Source organism: Micromonospora sp. NPDC049101 (assembly GCF_040648675.1).
GTDB lineage: Bacteria > Actinomycetota > Actinomycetes > Mycobacteriales > Micromonosporaceae > Micromonospora.
Genome location: NZ_JBEZED010000020.1, coordinates 80,484 through 100,470, shown reverse-complemented (window position 1 = coordinate 100,470; position 19,987 = coordinate 80,484). Strand labels below are relative to the sequence as shown.

Annotated in this window: 6 protein-coding genes; 3 read left to right on the top strand and 3 right to left on the bottom strand. The window is 74.7% G+C overall.

Translation table 11 applies throughout. The features are described from left to right. Positions 1 to 21: 21 nt before the first annotated feature. Genes AB0B57_RS25290 through AB0B57_RS25280 form a run of 3 tightly spaced genes read left to right on the top strand, consistent with a single transcriptional unit; the run spans position 22 to position 4,699 of the window. Entirely contained in the window at positions 22 to 1,017 is a 996-nt protein-coding gene (locus tag AB0B57_RS25290) for a MoxR family ATPase (RefSeq protein ID WP_357074572.1), read from the top strand. A gap of 14 nt (positions 1,018 to 1,031) precedes the next feature. Beyond that, positions 1,032 to 2,201, top strand: coding sequence for a DUF58 domain-containing protein (locus AB0B57_RS25285; protein ID WP_357074569.1), 1,170 nt, complete (start codon positions 1,032 to 1,034; stop codon positions 2,199 to 2,201). Further along, positions 2,177 to 4,699 (top strand): transglutaminaseTgpA domain-containing protein, encoded by a 2,523-nt coding sequence (locus tag AB0B57_RS25280; protein ID WP_357074566.1) that lies wholly within the window; start codon positions 2,177 to 2,179, stop codon positions 4,697 to 4,699. Before AB0B57_RS25285 ends, AB0B57_RS25280 begins: the two co-directional genes overlap by 25 nt. A 93-nt stretch (positions 4,700 to 4,792) precedes the next feature. Here the strand turns inward: AB0B57_RS25280 and AB0B57_RS25275 are convergent, their stop codons facing one another. The 3 genes from AB0B57_RS25275 to AB0B57_RS25265 are packed head-to-tail and all read right to left on the bottom strand — an operon-like array spanning position 4,793 to position 19,984. Then, the gene (locus AB0B57_RS25275) at positions 4,793 to 5,557 is read right to left on the bottom strand and encodes an alpha/beta fold hydrolase (protein ID WP_357074563.1); all 765 of its coding nucleotides are present in this window, start codon (positions 5,555 to 5,557) and stop codon (positions 4,793 to 4,795) included. Then, positions 5,554 to 11,838, bottom strand: coding sequence for a thioester reductase domain-containing protein (locus AB0B57_RS25270; RefSeq protein ID WP_357074561.1), 6,285 nt, complete (start codon positions 11,836 to 11,838; stop codon positions 5,554 to 5,556). The genes AB0B57_RS25275 and AB0B57_RS25270 overlap by 4 nt, the downstream gene beginning before the upstream one ends. A 19-nt stretch (positions 11,839 to 11,857) precedes the next feature. Beyond that, positions 11,858 to 19,984: a type I polyketide synthase gene (locus tag AB0B57_RS25265; RefSeq protein ID WP_357074559.1), complete on the bottom strand. Its 8,127-nt coding sequence runs from the start codon at positions 19,982 to 19,984 to the stop codon at positions 11,858 to 11,860. Positions 19,985 to 19,987: the final 3 nt, after the last annotated feature.

Here is a 19,987-nt window from a genome sequence, read left to right as displayed (position 1 = left end):
AGGCAAGGAGCACCGCCGACCGTGAACGCCCACGAGCCGCTCACCCACCCGGAGGTCCAGGGCTTCGCCGCCCTGGCCGCCCGGCTGGCCGAGAACGTCAACGCGGTGGTGCTCGGCAAGCCGCAGGTGGTCCGGCTGGCGCTGACCGCGCTGTTCGCGCAGGGTCACGTGCTCCTGGAGGACGTGCCGGGGGTCGGTAAGACGACCCTGGCGCGGGCCATCGCCGCCACGGTGAAGGGTGAGTGGCGGCGCATCCAGTTCACGCCCGACCTGCTCCCGTCGGACGTGTCCGGGGTGACCATCTTCAACCAGGCGAGCAGGGACTTCGAGTTTCACCCGGGGCCGGTCTTCGCCAACATCGTGATCGCCGACGAGATCAACCGGGCGTCGCCGAAGACCCAGTCGGCGCTGCTGGAGGTGATGGAGGAACGCACCGTCACGGTGGACGGGGTCCGCCATCCGGTGCCGTCGCCGTTCCTGGTGGTGGCCACGCAGAACCCGGTGGAGATGGACGGCACCTACCGGCTGCCCGAGGCCCAGTTGGACCGTTTCCTGGTGAAGCTCTCCGTCGGCTACCCGGACGAGGCGGTCGAGGTGGAGGTGCTGCGCGGCGCGACGGTGCGTTCCCCGGAGGCGCTCGCCCCGGTCACCGACACCGCCACCGTTGGGGAAATGGTGCGGATGGCCCGCCGGGTGCACATCGCCGAGCCGCTCTACGCGTACGCGGTTCGGCTGGCCGCCGCTACCCGCACCCACCCGCAGGTGCGGGTCGGGGTCAGTCCCCGGGGTGTGATCGCGTTGACCCGCGCGGCGTGCTCGTACGCGCTTATCGACGGGCGGGGCTGGATCATGCCGGAGGATCTGAAGGCGCTCGCCGAGGCGGTGTTCGCGCATCGGCTGCTGCTCACCCCCGAGGCCCAGGTGCGCGGGATGACCGCCGCGGAGGTGCTGCGCCAGGCCATCGCCTCGGTGCCGGTGCCCCTGCCGTCGGGGCAGCCCGCTCCGGTGCAGGGCTGACCGGCAGCAGCGGCATGGGGATCACCGCCCGTGGGGTCGGGCTGCTCGTCGCCGCCGTGGTGCTGCTGGCTGTGGGTTTCCGGTTCGCGTACCCCGAGTTGACGCTGCTCGGCGCGGCGGCCGGCGCGGCCGTGGGTTATGCCGCGCTCGTCGCGGCCTGGCGGCCCCGGCTGACGGTGACCCGGCACGCCGATCCGGACCGGGTGGCCCGCGGCGAGCCGGCGAGCATGATGGTGACGGTGCGCAACACCGGTCGGTTGCGGTCGGCGAACCTGCTCGCCGAGGATCGGTGCGGGGATCGCAGCGTGCCGGTGCCGGTGTTGCGTCTGCGGCCGGGCCGGGACACTGAGGTCCGCTACGACGTGCCGACCCACCGTCGTGGGGTGGTGCCGGTGGGGCCGCTGCGGGTGACCCGACGCGACCCGCTGGGGTTGGTGGCGTTGGCCCGCCCGTACGGGATGGTGGTGCCGGTGTGGGTGTATCCCCGGGTCCACCCGCTGACGGCGGTGCCGCGCGGTGCGGGGCGCAGCCTCGACGGCCGGGTGGACGGGGTGCCCCACGGCTCGATCACGTTCGACTCGCTACGGGAGTACGTGGTGGGCGACGAGTTGCGCCGGGTGCACTGGCGGACCAGCGCCCGGGTGGGTGAGCTGATGGTGCGGGAGAACGTGGACACCAGCCTGCCGCGCCTGGTCGTCCTGCTGGACAACCGGGCCGTCGCGCACCCGCGGCGGGTGGGTGGGGTGGCGGAGTCGTTCGAGTCGGCGTGTGAGGCGGCGGCGTCGGTCGTCACGGCCGCGCACCGCGAGGACCTGCCGGTGGTGTTGCTGTTCGCCGCCGCCGAGCCGGACCCGCCGGGCGGCGAGACGGACGTCGGTGCGGCGCTCGGCCCACTGGACCGGCTGGCCGCCGCCGAGCTGTCCGACGCGGACGAGGCGGTCCGTGGGGCGGCTTCCCGGCTGCGCCAGGACCGGCTCGGTGACACGCTGATCTTCCTGACCGGGCCGGGTGGGCGCGACGACCTGGGGCACGTGGGGGCGCTGCGTGGGGCGTACCCGTCGGTGGTGGTCGGGGTGTTCGGGGCGGCCGAGCCGACGCCGCCGGGCGCGGCCGGCCTGGTGGTGGTCGACGCGGCGGACGGCGCGCAGTTCGCCGCCGAGTGGGACGGGGTACGCCGGTGGTGACGGGCATCGCGCCGCAGAAGGAGACGGCGGCCCCTCGACAGGCGCCGCCGACGGCCGGCGGACCGAGCGCCGCAGAGCGGGTGGTACGCGCGTTGCGGGCGGCCGTCGTGCCGCTGGCGCTGATCACGCTCACCGCGCTCGCCGGGGTGGTGCTCGGCCGGGTGTACGCGGGTGACCTGCTGTCCCGGCTGGTGATCGGCGCGGCGGTGGGCTCGGTGCTGGTCAGCGTCGCCGCCCGACGGCTGCCGTCCTGGCTGGTCGCGCCGGTGTCGATGGCGGCGATGGCCGGGTGGACGCTGTGGTCGTTGCGGCTGGCCGCCGCCCGCGCCGACCTGCCCGGCAGCCTGCTGGAGGTGAGCGCGGACGCGGCACGCAACGGCATTCCCCGGCTGCTCACCGCGATGATTCCCGTGGAGCCCACACCGGACACGGTGCTGGTCCCGGTGGTGGCGGCGTGGCTGGCCGGTCTGGCCGGGGCGGAGGTGGCGCTGCGCACCGGCCGGATGCTGCTCGGCTACCTGCCGGCGGCGGGGCTCTACGCCGCGGCCCTCTACGTGGTAGGCCCGAACGCCGAACCAGCGATCGGGACGACCATTGCCTTCGTCGCGGTCGCGGCGGTCGGGCTGGCCGCGCCGACGGGTACGCCGTCGGCCGGCGGTGACCCGACGGCCGGTCTCGCCCCAGGGATGCGCGCGGCGGTGCGGCTTCGGCTGGCGGTCTCGGCGGCGCTCGGCGTCGCGCTGGTGATCGGCCTGGTCGCGCTGCTCGGCCCGATGGTCGCCGGTCAGGTCGACGGGCGTCCGGTGGACCCGCGCCGGTACGTGGAGCCACCGCAGGTGCAGATGCTCGACGAGAACCCGCTGATCCGCATCTCCGGGTGGGCGCTGCGCCCGGAGCAGAAGCTCCTCGACGTGAGCACGGTGGGCGCCACCCCGTCGGCCGGCGGAGCGGACGACACGAAGGCGACCGGCGGCGTGGACGACGCAGCGACCGCCGACGCGGGCGACGCGAAGGCGGGCCGCAGCGTACAGATCCGGTTGGCGGTGCTCAGCGACTACGACGGGATCACCTGGCGGGTCGGTGCGACGTACCGCAACGCGGGGCGGATCCTGCCGGCCACCGCGCCGGCCCGGGACAGCACGGTGGATACCGTCCGGCAGGAGATCACCGTGGCGGAGCTGAGCGGTCGGCTGCTGCCGGCCGTGGCGACGCCGCGCGAGGTCAGCGGGGCGCGGGTGGCGTACGACCCGGCGTCGGGAACGCTGATCAGGCCGGAGGGACTGACGCCGGGGCTGCGGTACACGGTGACGTCGGCCCGGGAACGCCCGGACAACAACCTGCTGGCCACCGCGAACGTGCCGGCCGGCGAGGAGGTGGCCCGGGTGCTGCGGGTCGCCGACGGGGTGCCCGACCCGCTGCGCCGGTTGGCGGCACAGCTCGCCGAGGAGAACGGCGCCCCGTACGCGCGGGCGGCGGCGATCGAGCAGTTCCTGGCCGAGCACTACCGGGTGGTGGCCGACGCGCCGAGCGGGCACGCGTACCCGAACCTGGCCTTCTTCCTCTTCGGTCCGCGCAACGGCGGCGGGCAGCGCGGGACGTCGGAGCAGTTCGCGGCGGCGTTCGCGGTGCTCGGCCGGCTCTCCGGTCTGCCGACGAGGGTGGTGGTCGGCTTCTCCTGCAGTGGGCAGGGCCCGGTGCGGGCCGGTGATGCGTACGCCTGGCCGGAGGTGCTCTTCGACGGATTGGGCTGGGTGGCGTTCGACCCGCTGCCTCGCCCGGAGAACGAGCCGAGGCCGGTGGAGGAGGACTTCCGCCCGACCCCGGAGGACCCGCCGCCGTCGGAGGCGCCGGCGCCCACCGTGGAGCCGACCGCGTCGCCGGAGCCGGTGGCCGCCCCCGAGGGCCCGCCCGCACGGGGTGGCGTGTCCACGCCGGTGCTGGTCGCGGGCGGCAGCGGTGCCCTGCTGCTGGTGGTGGGGGCGCTGCTGCTCACCCTGTTGGCGATGCGTCGCTCCCTCACCCGCAAGCGACTGGCGGGGGGTGACCCCGGCCAGCGCATCGCCGGCGCCTGGCGGGAGGTCACCGACGCGTTGCGACTGGCCGGCCGCCCGGTCGGCGACGACCTGGCGGCGACCGAGGTGGCTGCGCAGGCCCGCCAGGCCCTGGCCGAAGCCCGAGCGGGCACGACCAGAGGCGGCGCATCCGGCAGCGCCACGACCGGAGGCGGCGTGCCCGGCGGCGGCGTGCCCGGCGGCGGCGTGCCCGGCGCGGAGCCGGCCGTCGACGAGCTGGCGACGCTGCTCAATCAGGTGGGTTTCGCCCCCGAGGCCGCAGCGGCCGATCAGGCGGCCCGCGCCGCCGAGGTGGCCACGGCCTACATCACCGACCTGCGCTCGGCCCGACCCTGGTGGCGCCGCCTGCTCTGGTCCGTGCACCCCTCCCCCCTCCACCAGGCCCGCCGGTCCCCCCACTCCCACCCCCGCCGCCCCCCGCGCTGATCAAGAGGTTCGCGTCATTTCAAGACCCGTCCCTGACCCGAACCTCTTGATCACCGGTGGCGGACTGGGGGCTGCTCGTGACCGCGGTGACCGTCAGCGGCTGACCCGGGCGCCGGCGAACTGCGACCAGCCGGCCACCAGTTCGGTCACCACCGCGACCAGCGGCTGCAGGTGGGTGGCCGGATAGAAGTGGCCGCCCGGCATCGAATGGCATACGAACTGCCCCGACGTGTGCCGTGCCCAGGCCCGCGCTTCATCCGGGGCGACCCGCGGATCGTGCTCGCCGACCAGCGCCGCGATCGGGCACCGCAACGCCCCGGTACCACCGGGATAGGTCTCCAGCGCGCGGTAGTCGTTGCGGATCACCGGCAGGCTGGCCCGGACCAACTCGGCCTGCACCGGGTCGGTGATGGCCGCGCCGCTGAGGATCTCCACCTCGATCAGCAGCGCCGCGTCGCTGAGCAGGTGCACCTTCGCGTCCCCGGCACGCGACGGCGGTCGGGCCGCGGAGGCGATCAGGCCCAGCGGCGAACGACCGTCGCGTTCCAGGCGGGCCGCTAGCTCGAACCCGACGGTGGCGCCCATGCTGTGGCCCAGCACCGCCGTGGGCCGGTGCGACCAGGGCAGCAGCGCCCGCTCGACCGATTCGGCGAGCACTTCCAGGTCGTCCACCAGGGGTTCGGTGAGCCGGTCCTGGCGGCCCGGGTACTGCACGGCGAGGACCTCGATGTCCGGGGGGAGCGCGCGGGCCAGGGCGAAGAAACTGGACGCGGACCCGCCGGCGTGCGGCAGGCACACCAGCACCGGGGCGTCGGCGGAGGCGGGCGTGAACCGTCGTACCCAGCTCTCGGTCGTCATGCCGCTCCCCCGTCGCCGGGCTTGGGAAACCATCCCCGGTTGATGAAGAAGTCCACCTGGCGGCGGAAGAACTCGCGAGTCACCGGCGGGCAGGCGATGTCGCTGCCGTCCAGGGCGGCGACCGTCTCGCGGTCGTCCACCGGCGGGTAGAAGCGGTCCGGCGCGGCCGCCATCACGTCGAACGCGTCGAGCAGTGGAAGCAGCGCGTTGGCCGGGTCGCCGATGATCGCCGCCCGCCAGTCGTCGGCGGACCGTTCGGTCAGCGGGTAGCCGGTACCGCGCAGCTCTTCGATCATTTCGTCCAGCCCGATGTCGCCGTGCCCGGCCACGTGGAAGGTGCCGCCGGCGGTCTGCTCCTGCCGGGAAATGTGCAGGATGGCCGCGCTGGTGTAGTCGACCGGCATCAGCCGGAACCGCACCGGAATGGGTTCCGGGACGGCACCGCTCTGCACCATGCCCTTGAGCGCCAGCCACACGTAGTCGCGGCTCTGGCAGGCCCCGGAGTACCGGTCGCCGGCGATCAGGTCGATGCGGTAGATCGAAACCGGCAGACCCCGGCCGCGGGCGATCTCGATGATCTGCTCGGCCACCCACTTGCTCTGCGTGTAGCCGGTGGGCAGCCGCTCCCCCGGGCCGGCCGGGTCGCCGACACGCAGCCCGGCGCCGCCGGTGTCACGTCCGACGTAGACGCCGAGGGTGGACACGTGGTGGACCGGCACCGTCCGGAACCGGGCGGCCAGTCGCAGAATCTCGGCGGTGCCGCCGACGTTGGCGTCGCGCACGGTCGCGTACGGCTGTACCCAGTTGACGGCCGCGCCCGCGTGGTAGACGGCGTCGACGGTGCGGGCCAGAGTGTCGTAGTGCTGCTCAGTCAGTCCGAGCCGGGGCGCGGCCAGGTCACCGGGGACGACGACGATCCGGTCCTGGTCGATCTGGCCGGTCAGGCCGTACCAGTCGAGGTTGTCCATCAGCCGCCGGCGTGCCTCGTCCGGTCCGGCACCGCGCACCAGGCAGTGCACCCGGGCCCGGGTCTGGCTCACCAGATCGCGCAACAGGTAGGCGCCGAGGAAGCCGGTAGCGCCGGTGAGCAGCACCTCGCGCGGGTCGGCCACGACCCGGTGCAGCTCGTCAGCAGGCCGGATGTCGTCGGCCAGGGTGATGTCGGCGGCGAAGTCCGGCCCGGCGGGCTGGTCGGCGCCGCCCAGCTGGCCGGCGAGGTAGCCGGCGGCTTCCAGCAGAGTCGGGTGGTCGAAGACGAACGTGGCCGGTAGCCGGAGCCCGGCGACCGCGCCGAGCCGGTTGCGGAACTCGACGCCGGTCAGCGAGTCGAAGCCGAGGTCGGACAGGCGCTGATCGGCGGGTATTTCACCGGGGTTGACGTGGCCGAGTACGGCGGCGACCTCGGCACGGACCAGTTCGACCAGCCGGTCGCGGCGCTCGTCGGCGGGCAGCCCGGCGAGTTCCTCGAGCAGGCCCGCCTGCGCGGCGTCGTTGCCGGCGGCCTCGCGGCGGGTCAGGCGCAGCACCGCGTCGAGCATGGCCGGCACCTGGTCGGGCCGCGCGCGCAGGGCGTCCGGGTCCAGGGGCGCGACCACGACGCCGGGTTCGCCGAGGGTGAGCGCCGCGTCGAAGAGCGCCGTCCCGGCGCCGGTGGCGATCGGCGGGTAGCCGGCGCGGGCGATGCGGTCGATGTCGGCGACGCTGAGCTCCCCGCCGGCGCCGCTGATCTGCCAGACGCCCCAGGCGATCGAGGTGGCTGACAGCCCCTGCTCATGGCGGTGGGCGGCGAGCGCGTCCAGGAACGTGTTGGCGGCGGCGTAGCTGGACTGGCCGGCACCGCCGATGACCCCGGCGAGCGAGGAGAACAGGACGAACGCGGTCAGCGGCAGGTCGCGGGTCAACTCGTGCAGATGCCACGCGCCGTCGGCCTTGGGCCGCAGTACGGCGTCGAGCCGCTCGGTGGTGCCAGAGGTGATCAGGCCGTCGTCGATGACACCGGCCGCGTGGACGACTCCGGTCAGCGGGTGCTGCGGTGCGATGCCGTCCAGGACGGCGCGCAGCGCCTCGCGGTCCCCGGTGTCGCAGGCCGCGATCCGCACCCGCGCGCCGAGTCCGGTCAGCTCGTCCGCCAGCTCCGCAGCGCCCGGCGCGGCGGGTCCGCGGCGGCTGGTCAGCACCAGGTCGGTGACGCCGTGTGCGGCCACCAGGTGTCGGGCGAACAGGGCGCCCAGCGCGCCGGTGCCGCCGGTGATCAGGACGGTGCCGCCGGGCGTCCACGGCGGAGCGGACGCGGTGGCGCCGACGCGGTGCAGGCGCGGGATGAGGATGGTGCCGGAGCGGACGGCGGCCTGCGCGACGCCGCTGGCGGCGACCATCGACAGGATCGGGTACGGGTCGTCGTCATGATCGATGTCGGCCAGCACGAAGCGGCCCGGGTTCTCCGACTGCGCTGAGCGGAGCTGCCCCCACACAGCGGCCGCCGCCGGATCGGTCACCGGACCACCGGCCGGGACCGCACCGCTGGTGGTGATCAGCAGGGGGACGTCGGTGAGCCGCTCGTCGGCCAGCCACGCCTGTACCAGGGTGAGGACGCGGCGAGTGTGCAGGTGTGCCTGCTCGGCGGTGCGCGATCCGGCGGGCTCGCCGCCACAGTCGTACCGGACGGCGGTGGCCGCGGCGGCCCGGTCCAGGGCGGCGCGCAGCCGGTCGGGGTGGTCCGGGTCGGCGGACATCAGCGGGGCCCAGTCGTGGTCCGGGGTCGGGCCGGTGACCTCGACTGGTGTCCACCGCACGGCGAGCATCGCATCGGGCACCGGCTGCCGCCCGCACGTGTGCGCTCCGCGTTCGGCGGCGCCGAGGGTCGCGACGAGCCGGCCGGTGCGGTCGGCGAGGACCGCACTGAACCCGCCGCCGGTGGCCGGAGTCAGGCGGGCGCGCAGGGTGGTGGCGCCGGTGGCGTGGACGTGCCAGTCGCTCCAGGCGTGGATCGGGCCGTCGCCCGGGGCCACGTTCAGCAGGGCGTCGAGCAGGGCCGGATGCAGAACGTACCGGTCCGCCTCGCCGGCGAGGTTCTCCGGGAGGGTGACCTCGGCGTACAGGTGCGGTGAGTCGGTGACCGCCTCGGGTGCGGACGGCCAGTCCGCGATCGGTTCCTGGTCAGCGGTGATGGTGACGCCGAGGGTGCCCTCGGCGTGCCGGGTCCACGGGCCGTCGCCGTCACCGGGGCGGGCGTGCACGGTCACCGGACGCCGGCCGCGCTCTCTGGGCGCCCCGACCCTGACCTGGACCTGAAGGCCGCCCCGGGCGGGCATCTCCAGCGGGGTGATCGTGCGCAGTTCGCGGACGGTCGTGCAGCCGGTCTCGTCGCCGGCGCGGGCCACCATCTCCAGCAGGGTCGCGTCGGTGACCGCCGGGTTGCCGGAGCCGGGCAGGCGGGTGGTGAACACCGTCTCGTCGCCGCCGGCCAGGGACACGGCCGCGCCCAGCAGCGGGTGGGTGGTGTCGCGCAGGCCGAGACCGGTGGCGTTGCCGGTGCGGCCGGCTGCGACATGCCAGTAACGGGTGTGCTCGAACGCGTACGTCGGCAGCGGAACGACCCGCGGGTTCGTCCCGGCGAACGGGTGTTCCCGGTCGACGGGCAGGCCCTGGGTGTGCAGGTGGGCGAGGGCGAGCTGGAAGGTGCGCACGGCGTCGGTGTCGCGGCGCAGGGTGCCGCCGACGAGCGCGTCGGCGCCCAGGTTGTCGCGCAGCGAGGCGACCAGCACCGGGTGCGCGCTGACCTCGATGAACGTGCCGTGCCCGGCGTCGGCGAGGGCGCGCAGGGTGGTGGCGAACTCGACCGGCCGGCGCATGTTGGCGTACCAGTAGCGGGCGTCCATGCCGGTGGTGTCAAGGCGCCCGCCGGTGACCGTCGAGTACAGGGGCACGGTCGCCGCTTGGGGCCGCACGTTGCGGAGGGCTTCGAGCATCTCCTGCTGTACGACGGCGACGTGCGGCGAGTGCGACGGGAAGTCGGCCGGGAACCGCTTGGTGCGCGCGCCGGCCGCAACGCACTCGGCGACGAACTCGTCCAGGGCCTGCCTTTCGCCGGCGACCAGCACCGACGCCGGGCCGTTCTCGACCGCCAGGGTCAGCCGGTCGGCGAAGCGCCCCAGGCGCCGCTCGACGTCGGCGCGGGGCAGGCCGATCGCGGCCATCCCACCGCGCCCTTCCAGCCGGCGGGCGAGCCGGCTGCGGACCGCGATGATGCGGGCGCCATCGGCGAGGGAGATCGCGCCGGCGACGACGGCTGCGGCAATCTCGCCCTGGGAGTGCCCGACGACGGCGTCCGGCCGGATTCCGGCCGCCTCCCACAGGGCGGCAAGAGCCACGTGTACGGCGAACAGGGCCGGCTGCACCACCTCGATGCGGTCCAGGGCCGGCGCGCCGGGCACGCCGCGCAGCACGTCGTCCAACGACCAGTCCAGGTGCGGTTCGAACGCCTTGACGCACTCGACGACGCGGGCTGCGAACACGTCCGAGGAGGCGAGCAGCGCGGTCGCCATCCCCGGCCACTGGCTGCCTTGGCCGGGGAAGACGAACACGGTACGACCCCGGTCGGCGGCCGTGCCGGTCATCAGATTCTCGGCGCTCTCCCCGGCGGCGAGCGCGTCCAGGCCGGCCAGCACGGTGTCCCGGTCGGCGGCCACCACCACCGCCCGGTGCGGGAACACCGTACGTGTGGTGGCCAGCGAGTACGCCACGTCGCGCAGGACGTCCGGGCGGTCGCTCGCGGGCAGCGACCGTACGTGGGTGGCGAGCCGGGCGGCCTGGGCCCGCAGCGCGGCCGGTGTCTTCGCCGACACCGCCCACGCAAGCGGCCCCGCGACCACCGTCTCCGGCTCGTCGCCGGACGGCTCTCGGGTTTCCGGTGCCTGTTCGAGCAGCAGATGGGCGTTGGTGCCGCTGGCGCCGAACGCGGAGACCGCGCCGCGGCGGGGTCGATCGGTGCTCGGCCACGGCCGGGTGGTGGTGAGTAGTTCGACGTCGCCGGCCGACCAGTTCACGAACGGCGACGGCTCGTCCAGGTGCAGCGTGCGGGGCAGCACGCCGTGCCGGATGGCCTGCACCATCTTCACGATGCCACCGACCCCGGCGGCCGCCTGGGCGTGCCCGACGTTCGACTTGAGCGAGCCGACCAGCACGGGACGGCCCTCGGGGCGGCCGGCGCCGTACGTGGCCAGCAGCGCCCCGGCCTCGATCGGGTCGCCGAGCCGGGTCCCGGTGCCGTGCGCCTCGATCGCGTCAACGTCGGCGGTGGTCAGCCCGGCGTCGGCAAGCGCCTGCCGGATGACCCGCTCCTGGGCGAGCCCGTTCGGGGCGGTGAGCCCGTTGGAGGCGCCGTCGGAGTTGACCGCGCTGCCGCGGACCACGGCCAGCACGCGGTGACCGTTGCGCCGCGCGTCGGCAAGCCGCTCCAGCACGAGGATCCCGGCGCCCTCGGACCAGCCGATCCCGTCGGCGGCGGCGGAGAACGGCTTGCACCGGCCGTCCGGGGCGAGTCCCCGCTGCCGGGAGCCGTCCAGGTAGCCGCCGGGGTGCGCGGCAATGTACGCGGCACCGGCCAGCGCCAGGGTGGACTCGCCGGAGCGCAGCGACTGGGCGGCCAGGTGCACCGCGACCAGCGCCGACGAACAGGCGGTGTCGATCGACACGGCGGGGCCCTGCAGCCCCAGCGTGTACGCGATCCGCCCGGACGCCATGCTGCTCAGCTTGCTGGTCATCTGGTAGCCCTCGAACTCCTCCGGCGGGTCGAGGTCCAGGTAGCTCTGCTCGACCAGCCCGGCGAACACCCCGGTGCGGGACCCGGTCAGCGTGCTCGGATCGATGCCGGCGTTCTCGAGGGCCTCCCACGCCGACTCCAGCAGGATCCGCTGCTGCGGGTCCATGGCCAGCGCCTCGCGCGGGGAGATGCCGAAGAACGCGGCGTCGAACAGCCCGGCGGTGGCCACGAAGCCGGCCTCGCGGATGTAGATGTGGCCGGGCTTGGCCGGGTCCGGGTCGTAGAGGGCGTCCAGGTCCCAACCGCGGTCGGTCGGGAACGGGGTGATCTCGTCGCGTTCCTCGACGGCGACCCGCCACAGCTCGTCCGGGCCCTGCGCGCCCGGGAACCGGCAGGACATGCCGACGATGGCGACCGGGTCGCGCTGCGGGTTCTCCATCTCGGCAATGCGGGCGCGCGCCTGCTGCAGGTCGGCGGTGACCCACTTGAGGTAGTCGACCAGCTTCTCTTCGTTGGACATGTGCGGTCCCGTCCTCGGGTCAGCCGGCTCGGCGGCCGAGCTCGGTGTCGATCAGGTGGAAGATCTCGTCGGTGCTGGCATCGGCGATCCGGGCGCTCGGGTCGGGTCCGCTGGCCGCGGGGGCGCCGGTGAGCCGGTCCAGGACGGCCCGCAGCCGGGCACCGGCCGGGGCCAGCGCCGGGTCGCCGGGTGTCCGGCCGGTCAGGGCCGCTTCGAGCTGGTCGAGCAGGCTCGGCAGGTCAGCGTCAGGCACGCCGGCGGGCAGCAGGGTGAGCAGGTGCGCGGCGAGCGCGGCCGGGGTCGGGTGCTCGAAGACGACCGTGGCGGCCAGTTCCAGGCCGGTGGCGGCGCGGAGCCGGTCGCGCAACTGGACGGCGGTCATCGAGGTCATGCCGGTCTCCTGGAACGGTCGGTCGGCCGGGATGGCCGTGTCGCCGGTGTGGCCGAGCGCCTCGGCGCTGTGGCGCAGCACCAGGTCACGCACGGCCCGCTCGCGGTCCGCGTGATCCAGCCCGGCCAGGGTGGTGGCGAGCGTCGGGGCCGGCTCGGTGGGCGCCGACTGAGGTTCCGGCGTACGGGCGGTGCCGGTGGCCAGCCAGTAGGCACGGTCGTGGTCGAACGCGTACCGGGGCAGGTCGATGCGGGTGGCGCCGCTGCCGGCGAAGTAGGCGGACCAGTCCACGGCCGCGCCACGTGACCACACCGTCGCCAGCGCGTCGAGCAGCGTCGTCACCTCGTCGCGGTCGCGGCGGCCGGCCGGCACCGCGCCGTCGACCAACGCCGAGAGCGCCGCGTCCGGCCCGACCTCGAGGAACACACCGATGCCCTGGTCGCGCAGGGTGCGTACGGCGTCGGAGAACCGGACGGTGGCCCGGATCTGCCGGGTCCAGTAGTCCGGGTCGCTCCACTCGTCCTGCACGGCGTTGCCGGTCACCGTCGACACCGCCGGGATCGTCAGTCCGGCGTAGTCGACCATCTCGGCCTGTTTGCGGAACTCCGGCTGCATGGGCTCCATCCGGACCGAGTGGAACGCGTGCGACACGGTGAGCCGCCGGGTGCGCCGGCCCCGACCCGCCCACCGGGCCACCACCGCCGCCACGATCTGCTCGTCGCCGGAGATCACCACCGAGTCGTCGGCGTTGACGGCGGCGATGTCGATCTCGTCGCCGATCTCGGCCTCGGTGGCCTGCACGGCGGCCATCGCCCCGCCCGCGGGCAGCGCCTGCATGAGTCCGCTGCGGGCGGCCACCAGCACGCAGGCGTCCGGCAACGACAGCACGCCGGCGACGTGCGCGGCGACCAGTTCGCCGATCGAGTGCCCGGCGAGCGCGTCCGGCCGTACGCCCCAGGACTCCAGCAGGCGGAACTGGGCAACCTCGAACGCGAACAGGGCGGGCTGGGTCAGTCCCGTCTCGTCGAGTCCGGCGCCGCTGTCGATGGCGGCGCTCAGCGAGGTGGGCAGCAGGCGGTCGAAGATGTCGCAGATCTCGTTGTAGGTCGTCCGGAAGATCGGGAAAGCGGACCGCAACCCGGCGCCCATGCCGACCCGCTGCGCGCCCTGCCCGGTGAAGAGGATCGCAAGGCCACCGGTGCCGGCGGTGACGGGCACGGCGTGCTCGACATCGGTGCCGATCACGACCGTGCGGACCGGGAGCGCCGCGCGGGTGGCGAGGGTGTAGCCGACGTCGGCGAGGTCCGTGCCGGGGTGCTGGGTCAGGTGCTCGCGCAGCCGGGCGAGCTGGCGCCGCAGCGCCGGCTCGTCGCGGGCGGAGAGCACCCACGGCAGGACCGGCGGTGTCTGCTTCGCAGTCGGCCCGGTTGTCGGGCCCTGTTCCAGGATGACGTGCGCGTTCGTGCCGCTGATCCCGAACGACGACACCGCCGCACGCCGTGGACGGTCCTCGACAGGCCACGACTGGACCTGCGACAACAGACGCACTCCCGAGGCATCCCAGTCAATCTCCGACGACGGCGTCTCGCTGTGCAACGAACGCGGCATCACCCCGTACCGCATCGCCTGAACCATTTTGATCACACCACCGACCCCCGCCGCCGCCTGCGCGTGGCCGATGTTCGACTTCAGCGAACCCAACCAGACCGGACGCCCGGAACGACCGTAGGTCGCCTGCAACGCCTGAACCTCAATCGGATCGCCGAGCCGGGTACCCGTGCCATGACCCTCCACCACGTCAACATCCGTCACCGTCAGGCCAGCGGTCGCCAGAGCCTGGCCGATCACCCGCTCCTGCGCAGGGCCACTCGGCGCGGTCAGCCCGTTCGACGCGCCATCCTGATTCACGGCCGAACCACGCACCACAGCGAGGATCTGACGACCGGAAGCGACCGCGTCCGACAACCGCTGGACCAACAGCAACCCGACACCCTCGGACCAGCCAGTACCCTGCGCGTCATCGGCATAGGAACGGCACCGGCCATCCACTGCCAAGCCGCGCTGCCGAGAGAACTCCACAAACGTGTTCGGCGACGACATCACCGTCACCCCACCCGTAACCGCCAGATCACACTCACCGCGCTGCAGAGCGGACACCGCCCAGTGCAGGGCCACCAAAGACGACGAACACGCGGTGTCGACCGTCACCGCCGGACCCTCGAGACCGAACGTGTACGCCACCCGCCCCGACACGACGCTGCTCGCGCTGCCGCCGGCGAGGTAGCCCTCCAACTCCGGGGGCACCTCGCGGACCCGTGCGCCGTAGTCGCTGTACATCGCGCCGGTGAACACGCCGGTGTTGGAGCCGCGCAGGGTCGCCGGGTCGACGCCGGCGTCCTCGAACAGCTCCCAGGTCGTCTCCAGCACGAGCCGTTGCTGCGGGTCGGTGGCGAGGGCCTCCTTCGGCGACAGGCGGAAGAAGTCGGCGTCGAAGCGGTCGGCGTCGTACAGGAAACCGCCGTGCCTCGTGATCGACGTGCCCGGGTGGGCCGGGTCCGGGTCGTACAGCGACTCCAGGTCCCAGCCGCGGTTGGCCGGGAACTCCCCGACCGCGTCGACCTCATCGGCCACCAGCCGCCACAACTGCTCCGGCGAGCCCACCCCACCCGGAAACCGGCAGGCCATTCCCACGATCGCGATTGGCTCGTCCGCCTCGGCGCGCATCCGCTCGGCGGACGGCGCCTCGGCCGGGTCGCCGCCGAGTTGGGCGGACAGGTACGCGGTCAGCCGCTCGACGGTGGGGTGGTCGAAGGCGAGCGTGGCGGGCAGGCGCAGCCCGGTCGCGGCGCCGAGCTGGTTGCGCAGCTCGACCGCGGTCAGCGAGTCGAGCCCGAGTTCCTGCAACGGACGGTCGGTCGGGATGGCCGTGGGGTCGGCGTGGCCGAGCACGGCGGCGAGCGTGGCGCGGACCAGGTCGGAGGTGGCCCGGTTCGGCTTCGGCGGTGCCGCCGGGCGACGGCGACGCGGCACCAGCTCCCGCAGCAGCGGCGAGGCGTCGGCGGCGTCCAGCGCGGACCGGTCCAGGCGGGTCGCCGCGTACACCGGTTCGGTGCCGGCGATGGCCTGGTCGAACAGGGCCAGCCCGGCTGCGGTGGACAGCGGCCGCAGGCCGAGCCGGGTCAGGCGGCCGCGGTCGGTCGCGGACAGGTGTCCGGTCAGCACGCTGTCGGCCTCCCACAGCCCCCAGGCCAGGGAGACGGCGGGCAGCCCGGCGGCCCGCCGGTGCGCGGCGAGCGCGTCCAGGAAGGTGTTGCCGGCCGCGTAGTTGGCCTGCCCCGGTGTGCCCACCAGGCCGGCGAGGGAGGAGTACAGCACGAACGCGGACAGGTCCCGGGTGAGCTCGTGCAGGTGCCACGCACCGTCGATCTTGGGTCGCAGCGTCCGGTCGAGGCGGGCCGGGTCGAGGGCGGTCAGCACGCCGTCGTCGGTGATCCCGGCGGTGTGCACGACGGCACGTACCGGATGGTCAGCCAGGACCGCTTCGAGGGCGGCGCGGTCGGTCACGTCGCAGGCGGCGAAGGTGACCCGCGCGCCGGCGGCGGCGAGCTCGTCGCGTAACTCGGCGCCGGGCGGCGTCTCGCCGCGGCGGCTGAGCAGCAGCAGATCCCGGGCACCGTGCTGGTGCACCAGGTGGCGGGCCAGCGCGCGGGCGAGCGTCCCGCCGCCGCCGGTGATCAGGATGGTCCCGTCGAAGCGCGGCGCGGTGCCGGCCGGGGCGACCGGGACGGCCGGGACCAGGCGCGGGACGAAGAGCACGCCATCGCGGATCGCGAGCTGTGGTTCGCCGGCCGCGACGGCGGCCGCCAGCAACTCCGGGGTGCCGGGCACGTCGGCGTCCACGAGCGTGATCCGGTCCGGGTGCTCGCTCTGCGCCGAGCGCAGCAGGCCCCAGACGGCGGCGTGGATCAGCGAGGGTGCTTCGCCGGGTGCGGTGGCGACCGCACCGCGGGTCAGCACGACCAACCGGGTGGCGGTGAACCGGTCCTCGGCGAGCCAGTCGCGGACCAGGGTGAGCACGTGCGCGGTGGCGGCGCGCACGGCGGCGGGCAGGTCGCCGTCCGGCGGTGGGCCGGGCACGGGGGCGAGCACGACGTCCGGCGGTTCGGCGGCCAACGCGGCCAGGTCGGACGGGGCGTGCAGCGTCGCCCAGCTCGTGCCGGGTCGCGGATTCCCGGCGGCTGCCGGGCGCCAACGCAGGGGCAGCAGGTCGGCCGCCGGCGCCGGGGCGCCGGAGGTGGACAGCGGGCGCAGCGCGACGGCGTCGACCCCGGCCAGCGGGGTGCCCGCGCTGTCGGCGACGAGCAGGGCGTACGTGTCGGCGCCCGCCGGGGTGAGCCGGACCCGCGCGGTGGTCGTCGCGCCGGGCCGGAAGCGTACGCCGGCCCAGCTGAACGGCATCCGGGCTGGCGCCTCCCCGGCCACACCGGGCAGCAGCGCGTGCAGGGCGGCGTCGAGCAGTGCCGGGTGCAGGGCGAAGTCGCCCGAGTCGACGCCACTCACCTCGGCGAACAGCTCGTCGTCGCGATGCCACAGCCGCCGCAGGCCGCGCAGGCGCGGGCCGTAGCCGTAGCCGTAGTCGCGAAGCCGCTCGTAGGTGCCGGTCAGGTCCAGCTCGGTGGCGCCGGCGGGCGGCCACTCGCGCAGGTACTCGACGGGTTCGGCCGGCGTCTCGGTGAGCTGCCCGGTGGCCACCGGGTACCAGGTGCCGTCGGTGGCGGCGTGGATGTCGACGCGCTGGTCGGCGGCGCGGACCGCCACCTGCACGTCGACGCCGGCCCGCGGTGGCACCGTCAGCGGTGTGAGCAGGGTGAGCTCCGCGATGCCGGTGGCGCCGGCCTCGTCGGCGGCACGCCGCGCCATTTCCAGCAGCGCCGTGCCCGGGACGATCACCTGACCGTTCAGCGTGTGGTCGGCGAGCCAGGGCTGGGTGTCGGTGTCGAGGTGCCCGGTCAGCAGCAGGTCGCCGGCGCCGGCCGGGCGGACGGCGGCGCCCAGCAGCGGGTGCCCGGTCGCGGACTGTCCCAGCGCGGCGGCGTCCGGGACGGCGGTACGCGGGCTGAGCCAGTAGCGCTGGCGGGCGAACGCGTACCGGGGCAGGTCGACGTGTGGGCCGGTGCCGCCCGGGAAGTAGCTGGAGAAGTCGACCGGCACGCCACGTTTCCACAGGTCGGTCAGCGCGCCGACGACGGCCGGGACCTCGGGGCGGTCGGCGCGGCAGGCCGGGACCGCGCCGTCGACCAGGGCGGACAGCACCGCGGTCGGTCCGATCTCGACGAAGGTGGTCACGCCGAGTTCGCGCAGCTTGCGTACGGCGTCGGCGAACCGGACGGTGGCGCGGACCTGCCCGGACCAGTAGCCGGGTCGCTGCCATTCGTCGCGGACCGGGGCGCCGCTGACCGTGGAGACGGCGGCGAGCTTCGGTACGGCGTACGTCAAGGTGTTCGCCTGCTCGCGCAGGGCGTCCAGCATCGGGTCCATCCGGGCCGAGTGGAAGGCGTGCGAGACCGTCAGGCGGCGGGTGCGCCGGCCGCGGCCGCGCCACAGCGCCTCCACCCGGGCGGCGGCCCCCTCAGCACCGGAGATCACCACCGCGTCGTCGGCGTTGATCGCGGCGACGTCGACGCCGTCGGGCAGCGTCGGGCGCAGCTCGTCCTCGCTGGCCTGGATCGCGACCATCACGCCGCCCGGTGGCAGGGCCTGCATCAGGGTGCCGCGGGCGACGACGAGCCGGGCCGCGTCGGGCAGCGTGAGCACACCCGCGACGTGGGCGGCGGCGAGTTCGCCGATCGAGTGGCCCACGACGAAGTCCGGACGCAGCCCCCAGGAGGCGAGCAGTCGGAACAGTGCGACCTCGAAGGCGAACAGCGCCGGCTGGGTGAAGCCGGTCTGTTCCAGCCCGTCGCCGGACTCGATGACCGGGCGTACCGGGCGCGGCAGCCAGCGGTCCAGCTCCGCGCAGGCCGCGTCGTACGCGTCCCGGAAGACCGGGAAGGCCGCGCGAAGTTCGCTGCCCATTCCGGCCCGCTGCGCGCCCTGCCCGGTGAACATGACGGCGAGCGCGCCACCGGCGGCGGCCGGGGCCGGTTCGGCGGCCGCGAGCGCGGCGCGCAGCTCCCCCCGGCTGGTCGCGGTGATCACCGCGCGGGTCGGCAGAGCGGGACGAGCGGCGAGAGTACGGCCGATGTCGGCGACGCTGGCCTCGGGGTGGGCCTGGGCGAACCCGGCCAGCTGCTCGGCCTGCGCCCGCAGTCCGGCCGCGTCGTGCGCGGAGATCAGCCACGGCACCACCGGCGGAGCGGGTGGCGGGGTGACCGGCTGCGGCACGGTGTGTTCGAGGACGACGTGCGCGTTGGTGCCACCGAAGCCGAACGACGAGACCGCCGCGCGGCGCACCCCGTCGGTCGCGGGCCAGTCCCGGGCCTCGCGCAGCAGCGTGACACCGCCACTGTCCCAGGCGACGTGCGGGGTCGGCTCGTCGGCGTGCAGGGTGCGCGGCATGACGCCGTACCGCATGGCCTGCACCATTTTGATGACCCCGCCGACCCCGGCGGCGGCCTGGGAGTGCCCGATGTTGGACTTGAGCGAGCCGAGCCAGACCGGCCGCCCGGCCTGGCCGTAGGTGGCTTGCAGCGCCTCGACCTCGATCGGGTCGCCGAGCCGGGTGCCGGTCCCGTGTCCCTCGACCACGTCGACGTCGGCCGGGCGCAGGCCCGCCGCGTCCAGGGCGCGGCGGATGACGCGCTCCTGGGCGGGGCCGTTCGGGGCGGTCAGGCCGTTGGAGGCGCCGTCGGCGTTGACCGCGGTGCCGCGGAGCACGGCCAGCACCCGGCGGCCGTCGCGGATCGCATCGGACAGCCGCTGCACCAGCAGCAGGCCGACGCCTTCGGCCCAGCCGGTGCCGTCGGCCGCGGCGGAGTACGAGCGGCACCGGCCGTCGGTGGACAGGCCGCGAAGCCGGGAGAACTCGATGAACGCGACCGGGGTCGACATGACGGTCACGCCGCCGGCCAGGGCCAGGTCGCACTCGCCGCGGCGCAGCGCGGAGGCGGCGAGGTGCAGCGCGACCAGCGACGACGAGCAGGCGGTGTCGACGGCGACGGCGGGGCCCTCCAGCCCGTACGTGTAGGCGAGCCGCCCGGCGGCGATGCTGCCGGCGCTGCCACTGAACAGGTAGCCCTGGAACTCGTCCGGCGGCAGGCCGGGCCGGGTGCCGTAGTCGCTGTACATGGCGCCGGCGAACACGCCGGTGGCAGTGCCCCGCAGCGTCGCCGGGTCGACCCCGGCGTCCTCGAACGTCTCCCACGCCGTCTCCAGCAGCAGCCGCTGCTGCGGGTCGGTGGCGAGGGCCTCGCGCGGCGACATCCCGAAGAAGTCCACGTCGAACAGGTCGGCGTCGTGCAGGAAGCCGCCCTCGCGGGTGATGGAGGTGCCCACGTGGTCGGGGTCGGGGTGGTAGAGCCGCCGCAGGTCCCAGCCCCGATTGTCCGGGAACCCGCCGACCGCGTCGACGCCGTCGGCGACCAGGCGCCACAGCTGCTCGGGGGTGCGCACCCCGCCCGGATAGCGGCAGGCCATGCCGACCACGGCGATCGGCTCCTGCTGGCTGTCCTGCACCTGTTGCAGACGCTGGCGTACGTCGCGCGCATCGGCGATCGCACGCTTGAGGTATTCGCGAAGCTTCTCTTCGTCAGCCATGGG

What these genes read in the sequence shown, in the direction of transcription:
- AB0B57_RS25285 (WP_357074569.1), top strand. Translation starts at nt 1,032, where the DNA reads ATGGGGATCACCGCCCGTGGGGTCGGGCTGCTCGTCGCCGCCGTGGTG.
- AB0B57_RS25275 (WP_357074563.1), bottom strand. Translation starts at nt 5,557, where the DNA reads ATGACGACCGAGAGCTGGGTACGACGGTTCACGCCCGCCTCCGCCGAC.
- AB0B57_RS25270 (WP_357074561.1), bottom strand. Translation starts at nt 11,838, where the DNA reads ATGTCCAACGAAGAGAAGCTGGTCGACTACCTCAAGTGGGTCACCGCC.
- AB0B57_RS25265 (WP_357074559.1), bottom strand. Translation starts at nt 19,984, where the DNA reads ATGGCTGACGAAGAGAAGCTTCGCGAATACCTCAAGCGTGCGATCGCC.